General features: G+C 51.5%; 17 protein-coding genes. 6 read left to right on the top strand and 11 right to left on the bottom strand.

Translation table 11 applies throughout. The annotated features are described in order from the left end of the window. Positions 1 to 64 precede the first annotated feature (64 nt). Positions 65 to 1,837 carry a sulfate permease gene (sulP, locus tag F4Y39_20785; GenBank protein ID MYC16168.1) on the bottom strand — a complete coding sequence of 591 codons (1,773 nt, stop codon included), beginning with the start codon at positions 1,835 to 1,837 and terminating at the stop codon, positions 65 to 67. Positions 1,838 to 2,026: 189 nt separating this feature from the next. Here sulP and F4Y39_20780 point away from each other — a divergent pair, with 189 nt between their 5' ends. The 5 genes from F4Y39_20780 (at position 2,027) to F4Y39_20760 (ending at position 6,127) form a co-directional block, all read left to right on the top strand. Beyond that, positions 2,027 to 3,559 (top strand): alanine:cation symporter family protein, encoded by a 1,533-nt coding sequence (locus F4Y39_20780; GenBank protein MYC16167.1) that lies wholly within the window; start codon positions 2,027 to 2,029, stop codon positions 3,557 to 3,559. A gap of 73 nt (positions 3,560 to 3,632) precedes the next feature. Continuing rightward, the gene (locus F4Y39_20775; GenBank protein MYC16166.1) at positions 3,633 to 4,769 is read left to right on the top strand and encodes an FAD-binding oxidoreductase; all 1,137 of its coding nucleotides are present in this window, start codon (positions 3,633 to 3,635) and stop codon (positions 4,767 to 4,769) included. Positions 4,770 to 4,811: 42 nt separating this feature from the next. Beyond that, the gene (locus tag F4Y39_20770; protein ID MYC16165.1) at positions 4,812 to 5,234 is read left to right on the top strand and encodes a putative toxin-antitoxin system toxin component, PIN family; all 423 of its coding nucleotides are present in this window, start codon (positions 4,812 to 4,814) and stop codon (positions 5,232 to 5,234) included. Further along, complete coding sequence (locus F4Y39_20765) at positions 5,231 to 5,479, top strand: toxin-antitoxin system HicB family antitoxin (protein MYC16164.1); 249 nt, start codon at positions 5,231 to 5,233, stop codon at positions 5,477 to 5,479. Before F4Y39_20770 ends, F4Y39_20765 begins: the two co-directional genes overlap by 4 nt. Before the next feature lie 144 nt (positions 5,480 to 5,623). Next, on the top strand, positions 5,624 to 6,127 hold the full coding sequence (locus F4Y39_20760; GenBank protein ID MYC16163.1) for a GNAT family N-acetyltransferase: 504 nt from the start codon (positions 5,624 to 5,626) through the stop codon (positions 6,125 to 6,127). A gap of 26 nt (positions 6,128 to 6,153) precedes the next feature. Here F4Y39_20760 and F4Y39_20755 read toward each other — a convergent pair whose 3' ends face one another. The 10 genes from F4Y39_20755 to F4Y39_20710 all read right to left on the bottom strand — a co-directional run bounded on the left by F4Y39_20755 (position 6,154) and on the right by F4Y39_20710 (position 18,477). Beyond that, positions 6,154 to 7,839, bottom strand: coding sequence for a hypothetical protein (locus tag F4Y39_20755; protein ID MYC16162.1), 1,686 nt, complete (start codon positions 7,837 to 7,839; stop codon positions 6,154 to 6,156). Beyond that, positions 7,778 to 8,977 (bottom strand): hypothetical protein, encoded by a 1,200-nt coding sequence (locus tag F4Y39_20750; protein MYC16161.1) that lies wholly within the window; start codon positions 8,975 to 8,977, stop codon positions 7,778 to 7,780. The genes F4Y39_20755 and F4Y39_20750 overlap by 62 nt, the downstream gene beginning before the upstream one ends. Beyond that, complete coding sequence (locus tag F4Y39_20745) at positions 8,913 to 9,848, bottom strand: hypothetical protein (protein MYC16160.1); 936 nt, start codon at positions 9,846 to 9,848, stop codon at positions 8,913 to 8,915. The genes F4Y39_20750 and F4Y39_20745 overlap by 65 nt, the downstream gene beginning before the upstream one ends. A 34-nt stretch (positions 9,849 to 9,882) precedes the next feature. After that, a complete protein-coding gene (locus F4Y39_20740) occupies positions 9,883 to 10,068 on the bottom strand; it encodes a hypothetical protein (protein MYC16159.1) in 186 nt (61 codons plus the stop codon). A gap of 90 nt (positions 10,069 to 10,158) precedes the next feature. Continuing rightward, the gene (locus F4Y39_20735; GenBank protein ID MYC16158.1) at positions 10,159 to 10,608 is read right to left on the bottom strand and encodes a hypothetical protein; all 450 of its coding nucleotides are present in this window, start codon (positions 10,606 to 10,608) and stop codon (positions 10,159 to 10,161) included. After that, positions 10,608 to 11,585 (bottom strand): Gfo/Idh/MocA family oxidoreductase, encoded by a 978-nt coding sequence (locus F4Y39_20730; protein ID MYC16157.1) that lies wholly within the window; start codon positions 11,583 to 11,585, stop codon positions 10,608 to 10,610. The genes F4Y39_20735 and F4Y39_20730 overlap by 1 nt, the downstream gene beginning before the upstream one ends. Before the next feature lie 91 nt (positions 11,586 to 11,676). Beyond that, entirely contained in the window at positions 11,677 to 14,484 is a 2,808-nt protein-coding gene (locus tag F4Y39_20725; GenBank protein MYC16156.1) for a UPF0182 family protein, read from the bottom strand. Between the two features lie 165 nt (positions 14,485 to 14,649). After that, on the bottom strand, positions 14,650 to 16,101 hold the full coding sequence (locus F4Y39_20720) for a sulfatase-like hydrolase/transferase (GenBank protein MYC16155.1): 1,452 nt from the start codon (positions 16,099 to 16,101) through the stop codon (positions 14,650 to 14,652). A 28-nt stretch (positions 16,102 to 16,129) separates the two neighbouring features. Continuing rightward, positions 16,130 to 17,200 carry a YjgP/YjgQ family permease gene (locus F4Y39_20715; protein ID MYC16154.1) on the bottom strand — a complete coding sequence of 357 codons (1,071 nt, stop codon included), beginning with the start codon at positions 17,198 to 17,200 and terminating at the stop codon, positions 16,130 to 16,132. A gap of 2 nt (positions 17,201 to 17,202) precedes the next feature. Next, on the bottom strand, positions 17,203 to 18,477 hold the full coding sequence (locus F4Y39_20710; protein ID MYC16153.1) for a YjgP/YjgQ family permease: 1,275 nt from the start codon (positions 18,475 to 18,477) through the stop codon (positions 17,203 to 17,205). Positions 18,478 to 18,688: 211 nt separating this feature from the next. Here F4Y39_20710 and sprA point away from each other — a divergent pair, with 211 nt between their 5' ends. Continuing rightward, positions 18,689 to 24,892 carry a cell surface protein SprA gene (gene sprA / locus F4Y39_20705; protein ID MYC16152.1) on the top strand — a complete coding sequence of 2,068 codons (6,204 nt, stop codon included), beginning with the start codon at positions 18,689 to 18,691 and terminating at the stop codon, positions 24,890 to 24,892.

Genomic DNA, 24,892 nt, shown 5'->3' with positions numbered 1-24,892 from the left:
AATTAAAATTTTAATAAATAGTTAAATTTTTTACAGTTTTTACACTAAAAAGGACCGGGTTTTTCTACAAGCTATAAAATACGTCTCCATCTGGCCTGGGGCGATGAAGTGGGCACTCGGTAGGGCACGATCTGTCGCAGGGATACTGATCTTCCAATGCCTCCCAAACATGAGCTAATACGCGATCGAGAGTGGTGTAAAATCGATCTCTACCGATTTCTTCGAGTACTCCCGCACGGTTGAGCGCGTCCATGATCTGTTTCTTTGTGCGTGTGAAGAGTACCTCAATACCAGCCTCGTGGAGCCGCTGCACCACGCCGACCAGCATTTCTTTTCCAGTTGCATCAATCTCATTTACGCCTTCGGCATCGACAATCACATAGCGCAATTTGGGATCGCGAATCCGTTCCAATACAGTGTCTTCAAAAGCACCCGCGCTACCAAAATACAACGAGCCATCAAATCGGATGGTGGCTATTGCATCGCACAATTCCAGATCGTGTTCTACTGCGTCTCGAAACGCGCCGTCGGGATGGCGGGCGAGGAAGGCCACGCGCGGTTTCATCGTGCGATAGAGATAGAGGGCGATTGATAAGGACGCACCGATCAAGATGCCCTGGTCGAGGTGTGGCGCGAAGATGAGGGTGAGTGCAAATGACGATATGGCGACAATGCCGTCGTGTTTGTGTACTTTCCACGCGCTTACAATGGGTTTGACGTTAATCAGTGCGGTGACAGAGACGATGACGATTGCCGCCAGGGTGGATAGGGGCATGTGGTATAAGAGTTGGGTAAAGAAAAGGAGTAGCAGGATGACCACCAGCCCGGCAATGACAGATGCAAAGCCGGTTTGTCCGCCAGCGCGCAATGTGACGGTTGAACGGACAAAAGAGCCGGAGACGGGAAAGCTCTGAAAGAAACTGCCAGCGATATTGCTCAAGCCCTGTGCGAGTAATTCCTGGTTGGCGTCAATGCGTTGACGGGTTTGCGTGGCAATGGCTTTGGCGATTGAAATGGTTTCCAGATATCCGATGAGTGCGATGGTGATGGTGGCGCTGAGAATATGTGGTACGATGCCCCAGTCAATTATTGGCAGTGCAAATGCGGGGATGCCTTCGGGGATGTTGCCCACGACCTGTCCGCCGTAATTTTGCTCAAATCCGATGAGCCACGAAACACCTGTTGTTGTGATGGCGACAATTAGCACACCCGGAATTTGCGGGTTGATGCGGCGCAAAATAAATAATAATGCGATGGCAGAGAGGCCCATGATCAGGGTGGGGGTGTGAAAGCCCGCTGATATCACGTCCCACATGCGTATCATGCGTTCGTAATGAGCGCCGCCGCGTTCTACGGTGACGCCGAATAATTTGTCGATTTGCGATGTGCCGATAATGATGGCCGCGGCATTGGTAAAGCCGAGTACTACCGGATGTGAGAGAAAGTTCACCAATACGCCCAGGCGCAATACGCCCAGCCCGAATTGCAACAGGCCGACCATGAGAGCCAGCAGGATCGCATAGGCGATATACGCCTGTTCGTCAACTGCCAGTTGTCCCAATTCAGAAGCGACCATCAAGGCGACGAGTGCGACCGGTCCTGTGGAAAGTTGGCGAGAAGACCCGAAGAGGGCGCTGACGATGATGGGTACAAATGACGCATAGAAGCCGTAGTAGGGCGGCATCTCGGCCAGTTGGGCATTGGCCATGGCCTGTGGGATCAATACCAGCGACAGGGTGATGCCCGCAATAAGATCGGCGCGCAGGATGTGCCGATCTTTGAGTTCTCCAATCCAGTTGAGAAAAGGCAGATAGCGATGAAGTAGTGAATTTGACATGCGTATTCCATATCGTATGGTTGTTTTATCCGGATATTTAATCTGCTCAACGCGAGGGGAAAGTGCAAGGAGAAAGTCACGGAGGGTATAAAAGTGCTATACATCCCTCTAATTTGTTTGTATTATGTTTTTCGTTGGTCTCATGCCGTTTTCCATTGGAGAGTATAAATCAGATACAAAGGAGGGTCTATGTCTTTTAGACTTGGTCTATTCGCTTTAATTATGGGGCCGTTTGTGTCCAGTGCTGCGTTTGCACAGGATACATCTTACGGAGAGTCGCCCGGGGTGATTCAGATGTTTATCGGAATATTGAATGATTATGTGGGCGGTGCAGCTAATTTCCTGTTTTCAATTTTTTTCTTTGATTTTGGCCTGGACTTGCCATTGATCATTATTGTGTTGGTTGGGGGGGGAGTCTATTACTCTTTTTATTTTGGCTGGATTACTTTCCGCGGGTTCAAGCATTCGCTCAATGTGATTCGCGGTCGGTATGACCACCCCGATCATCCGGGGGAAATTTCGCATTTTAAGGCATTGACCAGTGCGCTGTCTGCAACAGTGGGGTTGGGGAATATTGCAGGTGTAGCCATTGCTGTGAGTGCCGGGGGACCCGGCGCTGTTTTATGGATGATTGTCTCGGCGTTTTTTGGTATGGCTTCAAAGCTGGCGTCCTGTACGCTGGCGGTTATGCACAGAGAAATTCATCCCGATGGTCGCGTGTCGGGTGGCCCGATGTATTATATGGAACACGGTCTTGGAGAAAAAGGTCTCAGGCTATTGGGGCGTCCATTTGCCATCCTTTTTGCCCTGTTGACGATTGGCGGTTCTCTGGGTGGCGGCAATATGTTTCAGGCAAATCAGACAGTTGAAATTCTCGGAACTGTGGCCGAGGGATTTAAGACATATAACTGGGTTATCGGGCTTTTTATGGCATTGATGGTCGCTGTTGTCATTATTGGTGGTATTAAGCGCATTGGCAATGTGACATCGCGCGTTGTGCCCTTTATGTGTGGACTATATGTTCTGACCTCGATTTTGATTATTCTGACGAATATCACAGAAGTTCCATCTCTTATTGCGAATATTATTTCACAGGCGTTTACGCCAGAAGCTATGTATGGTGGCTTCCTGGGGGTTCTGGTCCAGGGGGTGCGCAGGGCGGCTTTTTCCAATGAGGCGGGTCTGGGTTCTGCGGCATTTGCCCACGCTGCAGCGCAGACCGATGAACCCGCGCGTGAAGGTATGGTTGCGATGATCGGACCTTTTATCGATACCGTTATTATCTGTTCGATGACAGCATTGGTTTGTATGATTACGGGTGCGTATCAGTTGGAGTTTCAGCAGGGGGAATCTCTCGTGGGTGCTAAAATGACGGCTGCGGCATTTGATTCGTTTATTCCCGGGGCGCGTTATGTGCTCGCATTTGCGGTGATGCTTTTTGCCTATTCGACTATGATCTCGTGGTCTTATTACGGCGAGCGTGCCTGGGAATATCTTTTTGGTGTGAAATCCATTCTGGTTTATCGCATTATTTTTGTGTGTTTTGTATTTATCGGGTCTGTTACAGCATTACAGAGTGTGCTCGATTTTTCCGATGCGATGATTCTGGGTATGGCATTCCCGAATATTATTTGCGGTGTTATCTTAAGCCCGCAGATCAAGGCTGTGCTCAAAGAATACTGGGCTCGTTACAAGGCGGGTGAGTTGACGGTGTATAAATAATTGAGCTGTGCTGCAAGATAAAACGGGTTCGCCTTTGGGGGGAACCCGTTTTCTTTATAAGGGTGAAAGGGAAATGAACAATTTTTCAAATATCGCTGTGATTGGCGCGGGTATCGTAGGGGCATCAATCGCATTTCACCTGGCGAGACGCGGTGCAAAGGTCACGCTGATTGACGCGGGCGAACCCGGGAAAAGATCAGCAGTTCAACCGGCAACTGCTGTATCTTTTGCATGGATGAATGCACGTGACAAAAACCCCAGATATTATCATCTTTTCAACCGGCGTTCGCTGGATATGTGGGCGCGATTTGTCGAGCGACTGGGCATACCGCAAAGCGCGACATGGGGCGGTGAATTGCGGTGGGCATCTACGGATGATGGGGCGCGGGAAATTGTGAAGCGTGCGGGCGTTTTGCAGTCTTGGGGATATCCCATCCGTCTGTTGAATGGGGGGGAGGTTGCATCATTAGAGCCGCGTTTGACGCCGGGCGTTGTGACGGCAGCTTCTTATACGGATATAGAAGGACACGCAGATACAGGGGCTGTTGTTGGGGCATGTGTCGAACGGTTGGAGGAATGGGGCGCGGATATTTTTTTGGGGACACACGTCACAGGGCTGGCGCGTTCGGGGGCAGATATAGAGGCTGTGGTGACGGACAGGGGAGAGATTGCGTGTGATGCAGTTGTGCTTGCAGGGGGAGCAGATACGGCAAGTCTCGCGGCAATGGCAGATGTTGATGTGCCTGTGTATTACACGTTTGGATGTACGATTTTGACAGAGCCTGTGCCACCTGTTTTTGAAAACGCATCGGTGGTGCATTCGCCCCGAGATTGTCCTCCGCAGACCAATTTCAGGCAGTTGCCCAACGGTTCGGTGATGCTTCACGGCGGGGCGCACGGTCGCGTGTACGATGGTGGTTCGCTCGGGCAGGATGATCGAGAAGTGCAGCAGGTGGTCGATGCCGTGGCGCGTTTTTTGCCTGCAATTGAAGGCGTGCCCGTGCGCGAGGTCCGGCGCGGGCGACGGCCAATTCCAAAGGACGGACACCCGATTCTCGGATTTGCTCAACGGGTTCCAAATCTCTATTTGTCTGTGACACACAGCGGGGTTACGCTCGCACCTTTAATTGGCGAATGCGCGGCGATTGAGATTTTGGATGGTGCTCGAATAGATTTTTTGAGGCGATATCGCCTCGAGCGGTCGCCGTGATAACGCCATTGCGACATCGTATATGATGTCATATATTGAAGTATGCGTTACGTACTGGACACTGACGTTATCGTCGCCGGGCTGCGTAGCCCAACTGGTGCCTCAGCAGCACTGATTGATCGGGCCTTGTGCCGGGCGTTCACGTTGCTTCTTTCTGTGGCACTGACACTCGAATATGAGGCGGTGTGCTGTGATCAGACGCAACGAATCGCTTCGGGTCTTAGCGAAGCAGACGTGGGAACGGTCATCTCCGCGCTTTGCCAGGTTGCGGAGCCTGTTGTAATGTGGTTTCTGTGGCGTCCTCAGTTGCGCGATCCGGCCGATGAGATGGTACTCGAGGCCGCCATCAACGGCAACGCCGACGGATTGGTTACTTTCAACCGGCGGCATTTCGGCGATGCCCCCGAACGCTTTGGAATCGCGGTGTTGTCACCCCAAGAGGCATTGAGGAGGATATCTGAATGAGAAAACCGAGCACCTATCCATTGCGGCTGCCCGCTTCTCTAAAGGAGGCTGTCGCCGAACTCAGCAAGAAAGATGGCACGAGCATCAATCAGTTCGTGGTGACAGCAGTAGCGGAAAAGGTATCCGCTATGAGAACCGCTGAATTCTTCGCTGCACGCGCCGCCGAGGCCGATATTGAGACGGCACGGTGCATTATTCGGCGGGTCGGAGGCCAACCGCCGGAACCCAATGACCGCTTGCCGTGACCAGAGCATTGAAGAGACGAAGGGAACATCGGGGAATAATGGCTCGATCTCGATGAATTATTTGCCGACTATCGCGTTTTACAATGGCAAATTTTCGGGTTTATTGATTGGGGGTTCGGTGACTGTCTCACCTTTCGCGTTTCTATGACAAGCGATCTTTACATTGAACCCGTACCCGTTGAAGCGCGTGAGCAATTCCGCGCTATGGCCGAGGCTTATTGGCGAGATTTAATGCCCGATGCACAAGTGTGTAAGTCGCGGGAATCGCGCGATTCTTTTTTTGAAGAGACGTTTACCTGGGCTGGCGGCAATCGACATCCTCACTGGGCACTTATTGGGAGACAGCCGATTGGGTTTGTCTCTTTTGAAATTGAAAGTACGACCGCTTATGTACACGACTTTTATATCGCTGTGGAATACCGGCGCAAGGGGTATGGATCAAAAATGGTGGGCTGGATGTTTGAATACTTCGATAAGAAGGGCATTCGGCAATTGGATCTCAATGTGCGCCGAGATAATCCGATGGCCCTGTCTTTTTGGGAAGCTCAAGGATTTGGTATCGCGGGATATCGCCTGCGAATGTACCGCGATCCAGAAATTGGTACGCCTTATGAAGGTGTATTATCTTCCGATTTTGTGGAGGGGTGAATGAATGTCATCTAGACATGTGCATTCTATCCCCATTCATTACGCCTCAGGTCCCGAAATTCAATGACCGCGTCACCACTGGCTCGAAGCATTTCTTTGACATCTCGGAATTTAGTCTCTTGTTCCTTGGCCATCTGCCTTATCTCGATCAGTTCCGGACAGGCCTGTTGCTCGAATTCATCACGGGTGAAGGTCTCGAAAAATTCTTCCAGCCCTTGATCTATAGATTCTTTGAGTTCGGCGACTGCAGAGGCCAACTTGCGCTCTCGGATCATGTCGAACGCAGTAGGCAGTCCCTCCAAAAGAGGGGCCAGCCAGACGATTGCCTTAAGATTTTTGGCAAGTTTCATGGCTCCCCAAGGCTTGAATTTGATGGGAATATTCAGTATGTTCCGTATGCGCAGGATGCCGTCGGCGATCTGACGGGCGTTTCCGCCAAAGACCTTCTGGAGTACCTTGCCCAGTGCCGGTCCGCCACGCTTTAAGAGATCGCCAAGGAGGCTATCGTTCTCCTCCATGCTCGCGGTGACTCGTTCGAAGATAGGCTTGGCCTGGCCCCTCAGTGTCTGCCCCCAGCGCTCCACGATGATGTTTACCCTCCTCTTCAGATGTTTGCCGTCCTCTCCGATGTCGCGGTCAATCAAGTTCTTGAGGGCACGTTGATCTACGCAGGCGTCCAAGCCGTCCAGTAGATCACGGCGCATAGATTCGACGTCTTCTCGAATGCCCAGATGGGCTTGGCTCACCAGTTGCTCAAGTCTGTCGCGCTCCTGTGCGAGTTCCGTTGCTCGTTGCGCCAGCATGTCATGGGCATTCTGAAGGTCCTTATTGAGATCTTCGAGCCTTTCGAGGATCATATCAATGCCATCCCGCACGGATGCCATGCCTGCGTTGGCCTGGATCTGTTCTGCGGCCCTACTAAGGTGCTCCTCAATGGCACCGATTAGGCTTTGGAGCCTCGATAGATGCTCATACTCTTCAGGATTATCTAGCCATTCCTCAATTCCCATCTCGTAGGGATCGGCTGAGATAGTGACCACGGTGGGACTGAACGACTTACCACATATATCATTCAGTGTCTTTAACAGGGTCCGTTGCTTCACTTTCCCGTGGTGTTCAAAGTCGGTTTTGTCCTCCAGGTCGGCAACCTCGTCCATGCGGTTAATAGCGAAGATGACATGCGGTTCCTTACCAAGATCCATTAAGAGCCACCGCACCAGATCCTCCTGACTCTTTGGGAGGGGGTTAACGGCGTTCACTACGAATACCACCAAGTCCGCCTCGGAGATGTATGACTGGGTGACGTCGTCGTGCAGTAGCTTGTTCGAAAAGGTGCCAGGCGTGTCCACAAATATCCAGTCGCCGTAGCTATAGCGTTCTACCTTATCTGTTGTGGGTTCCACGGCTATGGGGATATCAAGAGATTTAGTCAACGCAGCGATTATGGTGGACTTTCCGTCGCTAAATGCTCCAAAAAACGCGACCTCGAATACCTCCTGTTCGAGCCGGATTCGCACACGAGCCATCTTCTCCTGCACGTCTCGGGTTTCGACGGGAAGAAACTCTGCATACTGCTGGCAAGTTTGTTGTAGTAGAGCCAAGCGTTCCCTCGCCTGATCTTTCGCGTTTGTGAAATCGTTTATTTTCACACTATCCATGGATTTTCCTCTTCCGTTCTGAGTTCCACATCCTTTTGACCACCATATAGACATGGTCTCGCTGACCTCGCTTCAAGTCCTGTGCTTGTCGAACGGCGTAGGCGTCGGGATAGCTGCGGAATTTGGGGAGCGATGAAAGTCGTGGCAACTTCCACGGTCCCTTGCCTACATGCACGAGCATATCAATGTGACCACCTCCGGACTTCTGAACCGGAATCAGCAAGTCGTGTTTCGGGGTGCTGTTATCGGCTTTTAGGAAACGGGTGGTGAGTTGCGTGGCGGTGGTGTCGAGAGTGATGGCCTTTTCTTTTAGACTGGTGGAGGCATCTTGGAAGGCTGAGACCAGTCGAGCCGCGGCATTGAGGCGTAGCGAGACTTGGGCCCCCAATTTGTCCCAACCTTCGTCGAGAGTGTCTTCCAACACTTTCCGAATTTTGGTCATCTCGCTGTCGATTTGGCGCCGGGCCTTAGTTCTCGCCGCACGCTTCCGCTTTCGCTTGCCGCCACCGAACCATTCCCAAAGTTTTCGCAGCACTGCCATGACCCCTGCGACAATCGCGGCAATGATGTTGGCCAAAGCTAGGAGTACTATGCCCAAAACGCTTAGAAGCACATCGATCACTTCCCGTCCGACGGACAGGGAGGCGTCACGGAGAATTTCATCCATGTCGGGGAGGTCGAAGTCGGTGACAAAGAGCCGTAAGTTCATTCGCTCGTGAAGCCGGTTCATCTCCACCTTCAGTTCCTCACGGAGCACGTTGAGTTCCTTGTCAACGATGTCCTGCAGGTCGGGTTTGACGTCATCAATGGCACAGCGGAACTCCTGCTTCAACTTACTTGATGAGAAACCTTTATCTAGTCCGTCTTTGAAGGTACCCTTCAACTCGTTGGACAGCCGGGACAGCCGAGACGAGATCATCTGTCCTACTCTGATTCGTGAGCGCTTGATGGTCGAGCTCGATTCAGCTTTAGCATCTCGAATAGCCTTGTTCCAGAGTTTGGCCGCTTTGTTCATTGATGAGGAGGCTTTTAAGAGGGTTGAACTCACATCTCCCAGTGCCGTGATGGCCTTGAAGCCGTTACTCCAGAGGATGCGAGGTCTCGCTTCGCGCACTAATTCATCGAGCTTAGCAACTATATTGACCAATACCCGAGAGAGTAGCCGCCTGGTCAAGAGAGCCGAAGATTTCATCAGTAAGTTTTCGATCTCTTCGGTGCTGCTTGTCCGGGAATCTGGACATTCCACCGGGAGAGGTGACAAAAGCAAGGTAGGCGTTGAGACTCAAGTGTTCAGTGTACCGATCTGCAAAAACTTGTAATAAGGCTTGCCGTATGCGTTCTTCAAGCTCAGAGGTACTCCGTGTGTGCAAGCGACGCCGGTATCTGTATGCACTGGGGCGCCCCCGCAAATTGAGGATAGACAAGACTTCCCCAGCACGCTGTGCGTCCTCACCAAGCTTGCTCAGCGCGCCCGCTTCGGGTTCTTTGCCCGTACCTGTGATGACAAGGACAACATGCGCTTTGCGAATGGCAGTTTGTGTGCGAAGACGCAATACTCCCTCGTTCCCCTCAATTCCCGGAGTGTCCACCAGCAGAAGTGGCCCGAATTCGATCTCTTGAGAGGTTTGTGTGTAGTCTTTTTCTCCTGTCCCGATGGTCTGTCCATCACCATAGGAGAGTGCTTCTATAATCGTACTCTTACCCGAGTTGGTGGGGCCATACATCACCACGCAGAGCTTATTCCACTCCAGTCCGTCCCGGTAGTGATCAAGCTCTTGTCTTAGTAGGGAAGTCTTATTTTGAACTGCGCTCGCCGCAGCGTTGAGAGCCATTTGCACCTCAGGAATTTCTCCCTTTAAAGCAGATATCTTTCCTCCGCTCGTCTGTGTGTCCTTGATGACCTGGGTAGCTTGCGCCATGTGCTCTAAAGCATGCTCAATGACCGATGCGACAAAAGCGTGGTCGCCATCACTCTGATCGGCGGGACCAGCGATCAAGTGATTTCTCGACATTTTCTTACCCTCCTGATCGGCCCCGGAGTACTCTGACATTTCTGTCTCCATATATATAAGTCTGTTGCAAACTATTCAGGCTTTGTCAGCCAATTCTAAAACTCTTCGTCGCCCGATCCTCGGAGGCGTGCAACTTTACTTCGACCAATTTCTCCAGTTCAGTCTGCTCGTCAATGGCCGTTTTGCCCAGAGCGTATGTTTTCCCAGCTATAGCGTGGTATGAAAGATCACCACGATCAGTTGGTATAGGCAAAATCGATATTTTTGTCATGATAACCTCTCAGGCTGGCAAAGAAGTAAAGCAGTGAGATGTATCTATTGCGATGAGTTGACGCGATCGGATATGGATCAATACTTTATCTCAAAATTCATTCGATGACAGTTTGATCCTCACATCAAATTGTTTATCTCCCCGACATCGAAGCCAAGAAAACTCCGTTTCGGCTAATACTTCCCATTTGCGAGAATTATCCCTGTAATCATCATTTTCATTGTCAGGATCATAAAGGTATGCTACAGAATCTTCCCATTCGCCTTCTTCATTTTTACAGCCCAAAGTACACTTATGTAGTTTTGCTCCACAATAAATATTTGATGATTTCCAGAGGAATTTATGAATTACAGCTTCCCATTCAAAAATTAAATCCTGTTCTAAACAAATGTTGATTGTTCCTCGTTGGACTGAAAAATTCTCATACAAATTCATCTCTTTGACTTTTTGCGCCAACTCAGTAGTTATGTCAAAACGATCACTTGCTCTGCCACGAGATAGCGTTTTGCCGTATATCCAATCCATGGTTCTTCGTTTCATCACATATCCGATATCTGAACCACTTCGCCCGTTTCTATTGATCGGTTTACGGCCATGACGACTTCCTGTGTTTTAACGGCATCGGCATACGTGGTTTTGAGTGCGGAGTCGTCGCCTTTTCGCACGGCATCTATAAAGTCATTGTCCATGTCTTGCCAGTAATCGTTTTGCACTTCGACCAGTTCCGAATTGCCATTTTGAATGATGGTGATGGATCTGCGCTCGCGATATTCGATGTTCATGTCTTTGGTGAAGATTTCAATGCCGCCTCTGCCTCGCCCTCCCGATAGAAAACACGCGGAGAAGATGGTGGCGGCCAGACCGTTTTCAAAAACGAGCGTGGCTGCGCTGCTGTCTTCGATGTTGTAGTCGGGCACGTCGGTCATTAAACCCGTGCGCCCGGCCGCATAGACGGATTTTACTTCGCCAAAGAGATACCGCGCCATATCGGTGACGTGAATGGTTTGCTCAACGGCCTGTCCGCCCGACATTTCTTTGCGCCGCCACCAGGGCACTTGCGGCATTCCTCCCATCCAGTATCCCATTGCCAGGCCAACGGGGCGATCTTTGAGCAGGTCTTTTGTCTGTGCGATAATGTCTAAATAGCGTCCTTGAAATCCAACGCATGATACGACGTTGTTTTTGCGAATGGCCGCATCGACTTCGCGGGCTTTTTCCATTGTGACAGACACGGGTTTTTCCACGAAGAGAGCTATGCCTTTTTCAGCGGCCATGATTTCCTGCTCTTGGTGTGCAAAGGGCGGGATGCACACGTATAGCGCGTCCATTTCTTCGTTTTCAAGCATTGTTTTGTAATCTGTATAGACAGTTGCATTCCATTCTTCGGCGGCTTCTGCGACGCGGTCTTCTTCCAGATCGCACATTGCGACCACTTCTACGTCATCCATATTTTTGAGATGTTTCCGGTGGGGGCGTGAAATGCCGCCAGTTCCGATAAATCCGACTTTTACAGCCATTTTTTTCCTTTCTGTAGAGTCCTAAAAAACACGGATAGACAGAATTATTCCGCCTATCCATGTTTGAATCGGGAAAAATGGACTGGAGAGGTTATTGCTCCAGTGTCTTTTTTAATTCGAGAATCGATTGTTCCAACTGCTTCATCGCTTCACCCGCGGTTGTCCAATCCCACTTTTGAAGCGATTCCCGCACGCGCTGGAATTGCATATCTGCTTCTGAGGCCAACGCTGCTGCGGTGCGTTCAGCGGGTTGTTCTGATGTTGTTGTGGATGTTTCTTCGGAACCTGGGGATTCCAGGGTTTTCCCCGCACCAGAGCCAAACAGTTCGTTGAGGGCATCTTCAAATGTATCGCGCATGATGACCTGTCCACCAAATGCGACGATCACTTGCTTGAGTTCTGGGATGGCCGTGCTCTGCTGGAGTTGACGCGGTGGTTGTCCCTGCTGCGGCTGTCCACCGCCTTCGCCCTCAAAGCCCTGTTGTTGGAATTGCTCGGATTCCTGGCGGGCTTGCAGGTAGATGGGTTCAACGTACAGGAAAGATGATTCGATGGGTACGGCCAAAAGGTTGCCGCGAATGACTTCGGAGCCGCCCTGTCCCCACAGGGTGAGTTGGCTCGATATATCTGGCTGCTGATCGATGCGGGCTTCGAGTTGCATGGGACCAAAGATGAGTTTTTCTTTTGGCAGGAGATAGACCAGCAAGTCGCCGTAGTTTTCTCCGTCGCATCGCGCGGCAAGCCAGCCGATCATGTTGTCCTTTTTGGCAGGTGTGAAGGGCACGAGCAGCAGAAATTCCTCGCGTTCTTCACCGGGAAATTTGACGATGATATAATACGGTTCCATCGGTTGTGTGCGATCGTTTTGGCCGTAGATCTCATTTGGAATTTCCCACAGGTCTTCTTGGTTGTAAAATACCTGCACTTCCTGCATGTGATATTCGCGATACATCGTCGCTTGAATGCGGAAGAGGTCAACGGGATAGCGCACATGGGTGCGCAAGTCAGCAGGCATGGTGTCAATTGATTTGAACAGGGTGGGGAATATCGCGGCATAAGCGGCAATCACGGGTTCATCCTCAGCCTGATAAAAGGTGACAGAACCGTGATAGGCATCCATGACGACCTTGACCGAATTGCGGATGTAGTTGATCTGCGACCGACCCATGCGTTTGGAATAGGGATACATGTTGGTGGTTGTGTAAGCATCCAGAATCCAGTACAGACGGCCTTCTGAGATAACGAGATAGGGGTCGGAGTCGAAGAAGAGGAAGGGCGCGATCTCCCGTGCGCGTTGGGCGATCTGCCGGTGGTACATGATTTTGCTCTCAGATAGGATGTAGGTACTCAAGAGCAAATTGGGATCCATCATGCGAATGGTAAATGCCAGGCGGTTGATGAAACTCCCCATGGGTACCCCGCCATTGCCTTCGTAGGTGGTAAACGCATTGCCATCGCGCTGGGGATAGTCAAATTCTTCGGCACTGGTTTTGACGACCACGTTGCCGTAGGTACGTTCGCCATAGTAGATTTCCGGACGGGAAATTTGTAGCTCTGCCCAGTCGGATACCGGAGGGATATCTTTGATCATAAACGCTGGCAAACCCTCGGGGGTGACGTGGGTAACCGGGCTCATGGCAACCCCATATCCGTGTGTATATTGCAGGGTTTCATTGACCCAGTTGCGCGCCTGAGCCGGTAGGCGATTGGTGTCGAGTTCGCGACCCGAGAGCATGACCTGTCGATATACGCCGTCAACAGTGTAGCGATCAACATCAACACTGGGAAAGACATAATAGGGACGAATTTCCTGAACCTGCTGATAGGTTTGCACCATTGGGCGCTCATCCCAGATGCGGATGTTGCGGATGGTCAAAGGATTGGCGGCAATATCCGCTGCGGTGAGATTCTCGGATGCTTCAAAAGGTTGTTCCACAATCCTGTCGAGGGCGTATGCTTTTCGCGTAAAGTCGATGTTATTCTTGATATAGGGGGTTTCGCGCTGGAGTTCGGTGGGATCTACGATGAGTTTTTGCACAATTGCACCCGGGATGCTGCCCAGTCCTATGGTTCCAACGAGAAAGACGCCAACACCGATGAGAAGTGGGCGCGCTTCACGTGCTTTGATATTTCGCAAGAGCATGATGCCGGTTGCGACAAAGGCAATGATGAGGAGCCAATATATCCAGCGCTGAACGTTGACATCGACAAACCCAGCACCGAAAAAGACGTCGCCCGGAGAATAGAGCAGGCCGTAGATTTTGAGGTAATAATTGATAGCCGAAAACAGCAAGAATAGCCCGGCAAGGGCAGACAGGTGTGCGACGGGGCGCGGCATGACCTGAATGCTTTCCTGCAAGCGAATACCGCCTGTGGCCATGTAAATAACCCCTGATGCCAGGGCTGATACGATTACTGTGCCGATGAGAAAACCGACTGTAAATTGGTAAAAGGGCAAATCAAAGACATAAAACCCAACGTCGCGTCCAAAGATGGGATCGGAAGTGCCAAATGATCCCCCATACCAGTAACGCAACAGGGTGGGCCACTGGGAGGATCCGACATTGCCCATAATGAGGACGAGGACAGCGGCGATTAACATATAGCCAGTATTTGAGCGCAACAGGCTTGCGCCAGGCATTTCACCTTCGTAAAGTGAGGCGTCTGCTTCCAGAGCGGAGCGGGTGAACCGTCCGACATAATGGAGGTTGATACCAATGACTACAGCGGCAATAAGACCGTAAAATATGCCGGACAGGAAACGCGCTTTCAGGGTGGTCCAGAAGACAGCTTGAAAATCGAGGCTCGAGAACCACAGCCAGTCGGTATAATAGGATGATAACCACGCGAACCCGATGACAATAACAAATATGGTTGGGATTAAAAACTTGCGTTGCATAAATATGCCCTCTGTAAAAATAGTTCGAAGAACTATTCAGTCAAATGCGACAACGGATAATTTGGGGGTGTTAAAGTAAAGTAAAAAAGAATCATTTGTCACTTAAAAACAAAAGTGATTAGCCGTCAGTGGTCCCTGTGTCTCCCCCGGTCCCAGTCTCTCGCTTCACAGACATTCAATATCTTCAGCGTCATCGGGCACCGAGACGCTATCGGGCAAGATGGGTTGAATGGTCTGTCCCCAGCGGGTAATCAGGCGTATATCGCGGTCGATATTCGCGCATTCTTTGAGTACATACTCGGGATCCCAGTGTTCAAAAATGCGGGATATGAGGCGGTCGCGGATGTGTTCATAATTGGGATCGGTACCCAGGTCGCACATTTCATTGGGATCGTCTTCAAGATTGTACAGAACAGGCGCGGTATCGTCGTGGTATGTGTAACATTTCCAGGGTCCCGTTCGAATCATACACGAGGGTGTGCGTTCTATCCCCAGGTGTTCACTGAATGTTTCGTTGGGGTGATCGCCTGAATCTCGCCCTGTAAGCAACGGCCAGAGCGAGTGCCCGTGAATGTCCGGCAAGGGATTTCCATCCGCCATGTCGAGCAGGGTGGGACCAATGTCCATCAGATTACATATCTGGTTGCTTTCTGTATTTGGGGCGATTACGCCTGGAAGGCTTGTGATGAGGGGAACGCCGACAGAGCCTTCGTAGTAACTGCTTTTCCACCAGCAGCCGTGTTCTCCGGCCATTTCGCCATGGTCCGAGCAATAAATGACCAGAGTGTTGCGGTCAAGGCCCGTCTCCCGCAGGGTCTGAAGGATGTGCCCGATTTGCAGGTCGAGGTATTCGCACATGCCAAAATAAGCGGCGCGGGCAACGCGGATGCGTTCTTCGTCAAGGGGGGGGTAGAGGCCGCGAAGTTGTTTGAATTTGCGAATGGCTGCGGGTTCATTTGGCGTGTGTTGGGGGATATCGACGCGGTTGTAATAATAATCAAAAAGCTCTTTGTGTGCGATGAAGGGACAGTGAGGCAACAGAAATCCCGCCACGGCAGCAAAGGGGCGGTCGCCGGGATTTTTCGCCTTGTCGCGCAAATACGCGCTGGTTTTTTCCGCGACCATTTCGTCAAAAACGTGATATGAGCCATATCCCCGTCCGGCAATTTCGACGGCCGTGCGATTTTGTCCGGTGGTCGCCGTTGAAATGCTTTTGAAGAGGGGCGCGCCCTGCCTGTTTGCACCCGGATGTGTGGCACCGTATTCGCCGAAGGGACGATTTTCAAAGCCGTGTCGCTGGTCGTGTCCGTTGAAGTGCATCCGCCCAATAAGCGATGTTTCATACCCGGCCAATCCCATGGCATGTGCCCAGGTGGGAATGCCCGAATGCAGCAGGTGATTGTTGTTCCACACGCGATTGGCCGAAGGCATGCGGCACGTCATAAATGACATGCGGCTGGGCACGCAAACGGGTGAGGCGCAATACGCACTGGTAAAGCGCATACCGTTTTCCGTCAGTTGGTCGAGATGGGGCGTGCGCACGAGGGGGTCTCCGTAAGCACCAATGTGATATTTGCTGTGCTGATCGGAGATCATCAGGAGAATATTGTATTTCATGTGGATCCTCGAATGTTAAGGTGTTTAACTATTTGCGCGTTGTGAGAAGCGTGATGATCCCGATTGCGCCAAAGATCGCATTTGCCCCCCAGGCTCCCCAGGCAGGAGATAGCACATCGTTCCAACCCATAGCGCGCCCGAGTTGAATGCACCCGTAAAATGCAAAGCAGATTAGCAGGCACATGCCAATTTGGATGGGGCGTCCCGTCCGCTGCATGCGAGAGGCCAGAGGCAGGCCAAAAAGGGCGATAACGAAGTTCGCAAATGGAAATGCCAAACGCATGTGAAGTGCCACAGATTCTCGAAGCGTCTGGCTGCCGTTGCGCGATTTGCGATGGATAAAATCCGTCAGTTCAGAATACGTCATCTGATCTTCGGGCACGACATCGCGTACGAGGTCTTCAGGCGTTAGTGTTATATCTTTTGCCGCCCACACGCGAAATGTGCGATAAAATTCTTTTTTATCTGAAAATACGCGCCGATCTCCATTTATAAAATGCCATTCTTCGGCGGTCCAAACCGCTTCTTCGGCGCGAACGCGCTCTGCGAGTGACCCGCCTTTATATTTGTCGAGCAACACCTGCCGTCCTTTCATGGCCTGGGCGTCGTATTCTCTCATTGACAAAACGCGCCTGCCCGTATCTCGCAACGCGATTTGCACGCGGATGGACTGAGGCCCGACTGCTGATCGGCGCGGTTGCTCGATTTTCGATCGTGCCCGATTTGCTCGCGGCACGACTTGATCTGCCATTATAGCGGCCAAAATACTGATTCCAAGGGCCAGTATTTGCAAGGGAATCACGACTTGATAAAGACTTATGCCGGCACTTTTCATTGCCAGCAATTCCCCGCGCTGTATCAGCCCGCCCATACAGAACAACCCCGCGAGCAAGACCGCCATTGGAAGCACGAGGACAACAATATAGGGCAAATAGCAGAAATAATAAGATAGAATTGTTCCCAAGCCAACTTCGCGGTCTATAAACGCGCTGAGGCGATCTACCAGATCAATTACGACAAAAACAGTGGTAAAAGCTAGCAAACTGAGGCCAAAAGGCATTGCAAATTGGACGACGACATAGCGGCTCATAATACGCACGGCTATCTCCTTTTTACGCCCCACTCGCAGATAATACGAGCAGATAGAACAACGCCTACGAGGGCGGTCAATACATTGGGTATCCACATCGCAAACCAGGGCATGAGCACCCCGCGGTCAGCCAGTTTTTCACCTCCGATGAGAAAAATCCACCACGCCAAAAAAAAGCCAATGCTGATCGCCGCGCCAATTGCCACACTGTTGCTGCGCGCCCACACGCCGATTGGCGCGCCCACCAGCACGAATGCCACACAGGCTGCGGGAATTGAAAATTTTTTGTGTACCTCCACGCGCAACCGGTCTGCTGCTCTCAACTTATGGCGTGCAATTCGCGTATCGGCTGCCACGCGCCCCAATACAGCGCGCAGCGACTGCACGGGTTTTGTATCTGTAGAATCTATTAACACTTCGCGCACAAACGCATTCAGGAGATTTGCTCTTTTGACTTTCGCCTGGTGTAATTCGCTTTCGTACTGTGCAATTTTGTGCTGCATGGTGGCGATATCCATTTCTCGATCATTGCGATATGCCGATGACGACCGCGACAACTGTTGGCCCGCATCTCCGAGCCGCAATCTGGCTTTGGCAAATGTTGTGAGCGCATAGACTGTGGGATCGTCTGGATCAATGCGGTGCATTTCCCCATTAAAGAGATAGAGCAGGGCCTCGTCTCGCGCTTCGTCAAATTCGACAACGCCCGAATCGGCAACCGCTGTTTCGGGAAACCCATCGCTATTAAAGCTATATACCAGTACGTCATGGAGTATATTTCCGCCTGCATCAGCGCGATCAAATAAAATCTGGTAATTTTTGAAATCGCCAATCATTACACCGGCTTTGTCTGCGAGTGCAACCGCGGGGCGTTTGCGGTGAATATCTGTCATCAAAACGCGGGCGCGGTGATTAAATTCGGGCAAAATGCGATCATTAAAAATCACCAGCCCAATTCCCAGCAGCGCGGCGACAAGCAGAACCGGCACAACAACCTGATGAATCCCAATGCCCAATGCGCGCATGGCCACAATTTCACCCGCGGCACTCAAGCGACCAAATGCCAGCAGGGTACTGACCAGCACAGCCATCGGAACGGCGAGGGCAATCATCCAGGCCGTGTTTAAAAAAAACAACTCAAAAACCACACCTATGGGTACGCCTTTTCCCAGAATGCGGTCGAGCATTTGCAAAATGAGATCGATGACGAGAAGGAAGATGATCACGGAAAAACCAAATAAAAACGGCATTATCAGTTCGGATATCACATACCGGCGCAAGCGCATGAGGAACCTTTTTTAAAAAAATGAGTTTAACGATCAACGGAATATACGGCTTTTTACCTCTGAAAAAAAGACGCGCTTACCGATGTTTATCTCCCGCCAATTTCTGCGGATTTTACCTTGACTTTCATGTGGCTTGTGCTATTATGTACTTTGTCTAACGACCTATTACCCGCACTCTCATACAACTTTCCGCCTGTTTCCCAAAGTCCTTATGAAGTTTATTCACATTTACCTGTGGTCGCGCGGCCTCAGTGTTCTGTTTTCTCTCGCGTTGCTCTGCCCGAGTATTGCCCTTGCCACGCCGGGTTTGCGCCCGCAAATAGGTGTGGCAACGCTTGAAGCCTTTTTGCGCGATACACCCGGATCCACTCCTTATTTTCCCAGAAGACGCCCATATGCGACTCCTGCGGCGCAACTGATAGAAACAGAAGCCGAATATACACTGATGGTGTTCCGCGATCTGGGCGGTACACCTTACGGCCTTCCGGTGATTATCAGTCTGGGCGACTTTATGCGCTACAAGTTCTACCATGATACCCATCGCCTTGCACTGGAGCGATTGGGAGGTCGCCTGGATGAGGATGGAGAAGGTGAGGGTATAATCGATGTCAAAATTCCGATTCGCGTCCCCCAGCGTTTGAGTGCTATTACCGGGGAAGGGGCTGCCAATCTCACCATACGGGGGTACCGCCGCATCGAATTGTCGGGCCTCTCGCAATACACTTTGGGACAGGCGCAAGCAGCTCTCACGCGCACATCGCGTTTTCCCACCATCAATTTTGAGCAAGAAGCTCGACTCACTGTTGAAGGCTCCATTGGCGATCGGATCCTGGTTTCGCTGGAGCAAGATAGCGAACGACAAAGCTTTGATCTGACCGAGGGCCTGCGCCTGCAATACAAAGGCGATGAAGACGGCATTATTGAAACCATAGAAGCGGGCAATACGACACTGGCTTTGCCCGGCACGCGACTGATTGGATTTAGCGGCGGCAGTAGAGGCGGGCTGTTTGGCATTAAAACGCGGGGGCGGGTTGGTGCCATCAATTTTACGGTTGTTACATCTCAGGACAAATCGTCGAGTGGTCGCCAAACCTTTACGGGGCAAGAGCAGACGGGGCAAGGGCAAGGAAGGGCTGATGCAATTCCCGATTACAGCTACATCGAAAACACCTACTTTTTTCTCGACAATATCTATCGAGAAAATTTCCGCAACGGCTTGTTACCCGCGCCGGGCGATCGCGTCACTGAGCAAAGCGTGCGCGTATTCATAAACGACTACAACGCGCAAAACGACCTCGAAGACTCGGCCATTCCCGGTATCGCATACCTCGTGTGGAACAATGGATCGCCCGATGAAGGTGCGTCGCGTCGTTCTGACAAGGGCGTTGAAGAAGGCACGTTTCACGAGCTTGACCCCTCCGAATTTACGCCTCTACCCGAAGGCTTTCTTATCCATGAACGCGGTCGGATTTCGCGGGGCTACACGCTTGCGGTGGCTTATCAAACCGCGTCTGGTGAAAATTTTGGCGACATACAATTTATTCCCGATCCGGGAAATCCAGATAAAAAAATCCAGCTCAAGCTCATCAAAGCCAGGCAACAACGCCCCACAGACCCGACATGGGGGCTTGCGTGGCGCAATGTTTATCGCCTGGGCGGGCGCAACGTCAGTCCCGAGGGCCTGTTCGTCGGCATTTTTCGCAATGTGCCCGGTGAAAGTCCGCAGGACAATCAGGAGGGCAGATCATACCTGGAAATTTTTGGCCTCGACCGGCATACCAACGGGTCTTCTGAATCTTCTCCACCAGATCGACTCATCGATATTGGTACGGGCAATGAGATCCCCGGGCTGAGTCTCGCCAGAGGGCATCTCGTCTTTCCCTTTCTCGAGCCTTTTGGCGAGGAGGGGTTGGGAGCACCCGACCTCGAGGTGCGCGTGCCGGGCATTTACAACGAGACCAACACGTCCAACCGCCAGGAAGCGGGGCGGTATGAGTTGCGGGTGAGTTCGACGAGCAAATCGACCGAATACAACCTCGGATTTGGCGGACTGCTTCAAGACAGCGAAGTCGTTCGTCTGAACAACCGAACCTTAACACGCGATACAGACTACACGATAAATTATGTGACAGGCCGTTTGAGATTTATTGGCGATGCCGAAAACGAGGTTTCGGATCCTTCCTCTGATCTGGACATATCGTATCAGACCAAAGACCAATTTGGTTTTGGTCAGTCCAAAAGCCTTTTGGGCGTGCGTCTCGAGCGGCCCTTTGACGATCAGTATTCGCTTATTGGCATGACCTTGCTCTACGGCAGTCAAAGTACTGCTTCGCCGCGCGTGCGGGTTGGGCAGGAACCCACGCGCACTATTTTGTGGGATGCCAATGCGCGCTTCCGGATGCAACCCAAACTGTTGAGCGATCTCGTCAATTCCATTCCACTCGTGAACACGCAGGCACCGTCGTCTATCGATATGGACTTTGAAATCGCGCAGAGTTTGCCAAATCCCAATACCAAAAATGTGGCCTATATCGATGATTTTGAAGGCGCTCTGAACAGCACGGCGTTTGCGATTGGCAAAATAGGGTGGAATCGCGCAAGTGTTCCCCTTCGCAACAGCAGAATGCTCACATTGCCACAGGGGCGATTGACGTGGTATAATCCCATTGACCGCGACAGGGCATCTCTTTCTCGAATTCAGCCCACCCGCGATGACATAAGCGCGGAACAAGACATTGTCGATATTCTCAAACTGAGATTTGATCCAGCGCGCAGTAATGGATTTCCCATCCGTTCTCAGAACAACGAAAATGGCATTCCCCAACAATCATGGGCGGGGATTATGCGCTATGTCAATGGTCTCGATTTGTCGCGGTCTAAATTTCTCGAACTCTGGATTCGGGGAGACGATGGGCATCTGCACATCGATTTGGGCGATGTTTCTGAGCGCGTCCGCCTGCCCCTTGATCACCCCATGTACAACGATCCCAGTGACCGAGAGCGATTTCCAAGTGGTTTTCGCACAGAAGACAAACCCATCGGCGGCTTGCCCACAGGAGACGATATCGTCATTGACGAAGAAGACATTGGTCTGGATGGATTGACCGACGCCGAAGAAGTCGAGATCTTTCGAAAAATATTTCCAGGTGTAACTGTGCCCAACGATCCTTCGGGAGATAATTTTGAAGATGTGGATCAAAACACGACGGATATCTTGCGTCGCTATCCCTCTGGTCTCAATGGGACAGAGGGCAACAGGGCAGAGCGCCAATCACGACCCGATACCGAAGACCTCAACGGCAATGGTTTTCTCGACCAGCGCGACAGTTTTATCCGATACAGCGTCGATTTGTCCAGCAATAGGGGCCTGTCTCCCGCATCGGGCGCCTTTACTGGCCCATCTATGCTTGTGCCCGGCACGGAATCCGATCTCTTTCCCGAATTGGGCGGCATTACAGATCCCCCGTGGCGTTTATTGCGCATTCCCCTCAAAGGGCAAGACGCGCCCCGTACCTTTGAGGGTAGTCCCGACACCACATTTGCCAGCGAGATTGACTTTGTGCGCGTCTGGTTCGAACACAACGACACCACCTCTGTCGAAATCTATACATTTAGTGCGACCGGCAGTGAATGGCAGGAAGACCCGGTCGCTTTCGGGCAGTTATCGGGCGATTTTCAGGTTTCGACTATCGGCACAAACAACTCCTTTTACGAATCTCCTCCGGGTCTCGAGCGAGAAATTGACCCCACCACGGGTATTCGTTTGTCTGAAAATTCTCTGGTGCTCGAATTTGTCGATCTCTACCCGGGCGAATCCATCTCTGCATCCCGCAGTTTTGCCAATGGCGAGGACTATACCGAATACGGTGTTATGACGCTGTTTTTGCATGGCGGCAACCCGGCCGATCCGACGTATAGCACCAATTTTTCAGACGCCGCAGATTCCTTGAGTACGGGCCCCAGTCCCATCGAATTTTTTATGCGTTTTGCCCCTATCAATGACGATTCTCTCAACTATTACGAATACCGCTCGCGGGTTTATCGCGGTTGGGCAGAAGAGACCAATACCGTCCGTTTAGACCTCGAGGTCATGTCGCAACTCAAAGGCCAATTGCTGGGTCTTCAAGCCACCGAGCAAGTGTCTGATACCGTTAGTGTGTCGCTTCGCCGTGGCGATTTTCTCGCTCGCTACGACAAAGAGGGCAATCGCATAGAGATCGATGTGGATGGTCGCACCTATATCGTGCGCGGCAATCCCGCGTTGGCTTCGATCAGAGCCTTTACCGTGGGGATTCGCAACCGCGGCGATGAGATTTTCATTGGCGAAAACGAAGTTTGGATGGATGAATTGCGCGTTGATGATATCCGCAAAAAATCCGCCTTATCTGCCCTGGCCGATACGCGCATAACCCTGGCCGATTTGGGCAATTTGACGGTCAATTTGGAACGCCGAAGCGGTGATTTCCAAGATCTGCAAGGCAGGGCTTCGGGCAACACCACCACGCGCTTCAACTTTGACAGCCAGTTCAATATCGACAAATTCTTTCCCAAAGAGTGGAATACCTCCCTGCCCGTCCGATTCAGCTATAATCGCTATACATCAAGCCCCCGCATACGCCCGGGATCGGATATTGTGCTCACTCCCGAACAAAAAATCAACGAAAGCGATGTGCGCTCTCAGACGCGCTTTACCCTTTCGCTGAGAAAGCGGCCAGCACGCGAAGACCCGAGCCTGCTGTCTCGCATTTTGTTTGACAAAGCCTCCACGTCACTCAACTATAGTTCTGACGCATCGACAACGGGTGCGATTACACAGCGCAGGCGAAGCCTGAACGAGAACCTAAACGGCAATATGACCTATAATCAGGTGTGGTCTCAGCGCGAAGCTCTCGCCATTTTCAAGTGGGTGCCCTTTTACAAACCGCTCAAAGAGGCGCAGTTTTTTTACCTGCCCTCCAGCATCAATTACAATCTGCGCTTTAATCGCGGAGTATCGGATCAGACCTCATTTCGCGCCATCGCAGGCGACACTTCAAATGTGATTGATACAGTGCGAGAGACTTTCAACCTGACCGAAAGTTATGCCATTAAACTCTCGCCATTTCGCAGTCTGAATGCCGATTATTCGCTCACTCTCAACCGCGATTTGCGAAATGGATACGCCCTGACCCAACTCCAATTTGGACGCGAAATATCGCGCAATCAATCGCTCAATTTCAGATTTACGCCGCGTATTTCCAACTGGATCACCGTGAATCCGTCGTATTCGGCTACGTACACGGATCGCTTCGAAATCGGTGGGGAGCGCGTGCAGTACGGTAGCGTTAGGCGCGGACTCACGGTCAATAACCAGCAAACGGCGAATGCGCGCATCAATCTCAACTTGCCCAGCTTGTTTCAACGCTGGACGCGCAAGTCCGGTAAAGACGATGGTTTTTCCATTTTGCAGTGGATTGGAAAAGTGGGTGGCCGCCTTCAGAATGTGACGAGCAGTGTTTCTCAGAACAAATCAAATAATTTGTTTGGTCTCACGGCCCGTCCCTCATTGGCCTATCAATTTGGTTTTCAAGATACGATCCAGGTCCCCATTGTGGTCGCGAGCACGGGAACGAGAACCAATGCCAGCAATGTGCGAAGACAGGCGCAGGTATCCAGTGGTATTCGGCTGCCCCTGGGGCTGAATTTTAACACCTCTGCCAATTATTCCGAAAACGAACGTACGGGCAATACACTCGGCAAAGATGATCAGGTCATCTTTCCCAAATTTGACGCGAGTTGGCGCGGTCTTGAGCGCGTGCCTTTGATCGGCTGGTTTTGGGTCAGTTCCAATGCCACTTTTGGGTACCAGGAATCGCGCACCCGACGGGGTGATGGCAGTCTCAGTCTCTCGTCGCGTTATCTGACAAGTGATGCAAGAGAAATATCATACAATCCGCTTTTTCAGTGGAGCGCGCGCTGGAAGGGCGATGTGAATACGACATTTAGCCGCCGCCAGAGCCGCAACGATGAAATTCGCTATCAGCGCAATGTGACTGCCGATACAGCTTCTGTTCAACCGACCCTTGCCGATCGCCTGATCGGAACCACTTTGACGGAAAACGGCACATTGCAAGCAGATGTGCGCTATTCACTGCGCGGAAGATTTCAGCGCACTCTCGACCTTACGCTTTCCTTTTCACGCAATTTGAATACACAAACCGAAATGCCCCGAAGTGCCGAACCCGATGTGCCAGCCGAACCCATTATCCGTCAAAACTCGACATCCTGGTCTGTTAGCCTGGGTACGCAATATGCCTTTAGCTCGCGATTTACAGGCGGGACTACGTTTCGCCATGAACGGCGCAAAGACCACCTGCGCGACCTCACCAATGTGACCTGGGATTTTCGATTCTGGGGTGAAATCGGATTTCAATAA

The sequence above is a fragment of the Gemmatimonadota bacterium genome, from assembly GCA_009838845.1.
In the GTDB taxonomy this organism is placed as follows: Bacteria; Latescibacterota; UBA2968; order UBA2968; family UBA2968; genus VXRD01.
This window is presented reverse-complemented; position numbering and strand designations above follow the sequence as displayed.

Coding starts and splice junctions, on each gene's coding strand:
- F4Y39_20765 (MYC16164.1), top strand. CDS start 5,231: ATGAGAAAACCGAGCACCTATCCATTGCGGCTGCCCGCTTCTCTAAAG.
- F4Y39_20730 (MYC16157.1), bottom strand. CDS start 11,585: ATGGCTGTAAAAGTCGGATTTATCGGAACTGGCGGCATTTCACGCCCC.
- F4Y39_20775 (MYC16166.1), top strand. CDS start 3,633: ATGAACAATTTTTCAAATATCGCTGTGATTGGCGCGGGTATCGTAGGG.
- F4Y39_20770 (MYC16165.1), top strand. CDS start 4,812: ATGCGTTACGTACTGGACACTGACGTTATCGTCGCCGGGCTGCGTAGC.
- F4Y39_20780 (MYC16167.1), top strand. CDS start 2,027: ATGTCTTTTAGACTTGGTCTATTCGCTTTAATTATGGGGCCGTTTGTG.
- sulP (MYC16168.1), bottom strand. CDS start 1,837: ATGTCAAATTCACTACTTCATCGCTATCTGCCTTTTCTCAACTGGATT.
- F4Y39_20740 (MYC16159.1), bottom strand. CDS start 10,068: ATGACAAAAATATCGATTTTGCCTATACCAACTGATCGTGGTGATCTT.
- F4Y39_20750 (MYC16161.1), bottom strand. CDS start 8,977: ATGAAATCTTCGGCTCTCTTGACCAGGCGGCTACTCTCTCGGGTATTG.
- F4Y39_20760 (MYC16163.1), top strand. CDS start 5,624: ATGACAAGCGATCTTTACATTGAACCCGTACCCGTTGAAGCGCGTGAG.
- F4Y39_20725 (MYC16156.1), bottom strand. CDS start 14,484: ATGCAACGCAAGTTTTTAATCCCAACCATATTTGTTATTGTCATCGGG.
- sprA (MYC16152.1), top strand. CDS start 18,689: ATGAAGTTTATTCACATTTACCTGTGGTCGCGCGGCCTCAGTGTTCTG.
- F4Y39_20710 (MYC16153.1), bottom strand. CDS start 18,477: ATGCGCTTGCGCCGGTATGTGATATCCGAACTGATAATGCCGTTTTTA.
- F4Y39_20735 (MYC16158.1), bottom strand. CDS start 10,608: ATGAAACGAAGAACCATGGATTGGATATACGGCAAAACGCTATCTCGT.
- F4Y39_20755 (MYC16162.1), bottom strand. CDS start 7,839: ATGTCTATATGGTGGTCAAAAGGATGTGGAACTCAGAACGGAAGAGGA.
- F4Y39_20720 (MYC16155.1), bottom strand. CDS start 16,101: ATGAAATACAATATTCTCCTGATGATCTCCGATCAGCACAGCAAATAT.
- F4Y39_20745 (MYC16160.1), bottom strand. CDS start 9,848: ATGGAGACAGAAATGTCAGAGTACTCCGGGGCCGATCAGGAGGGTAAG.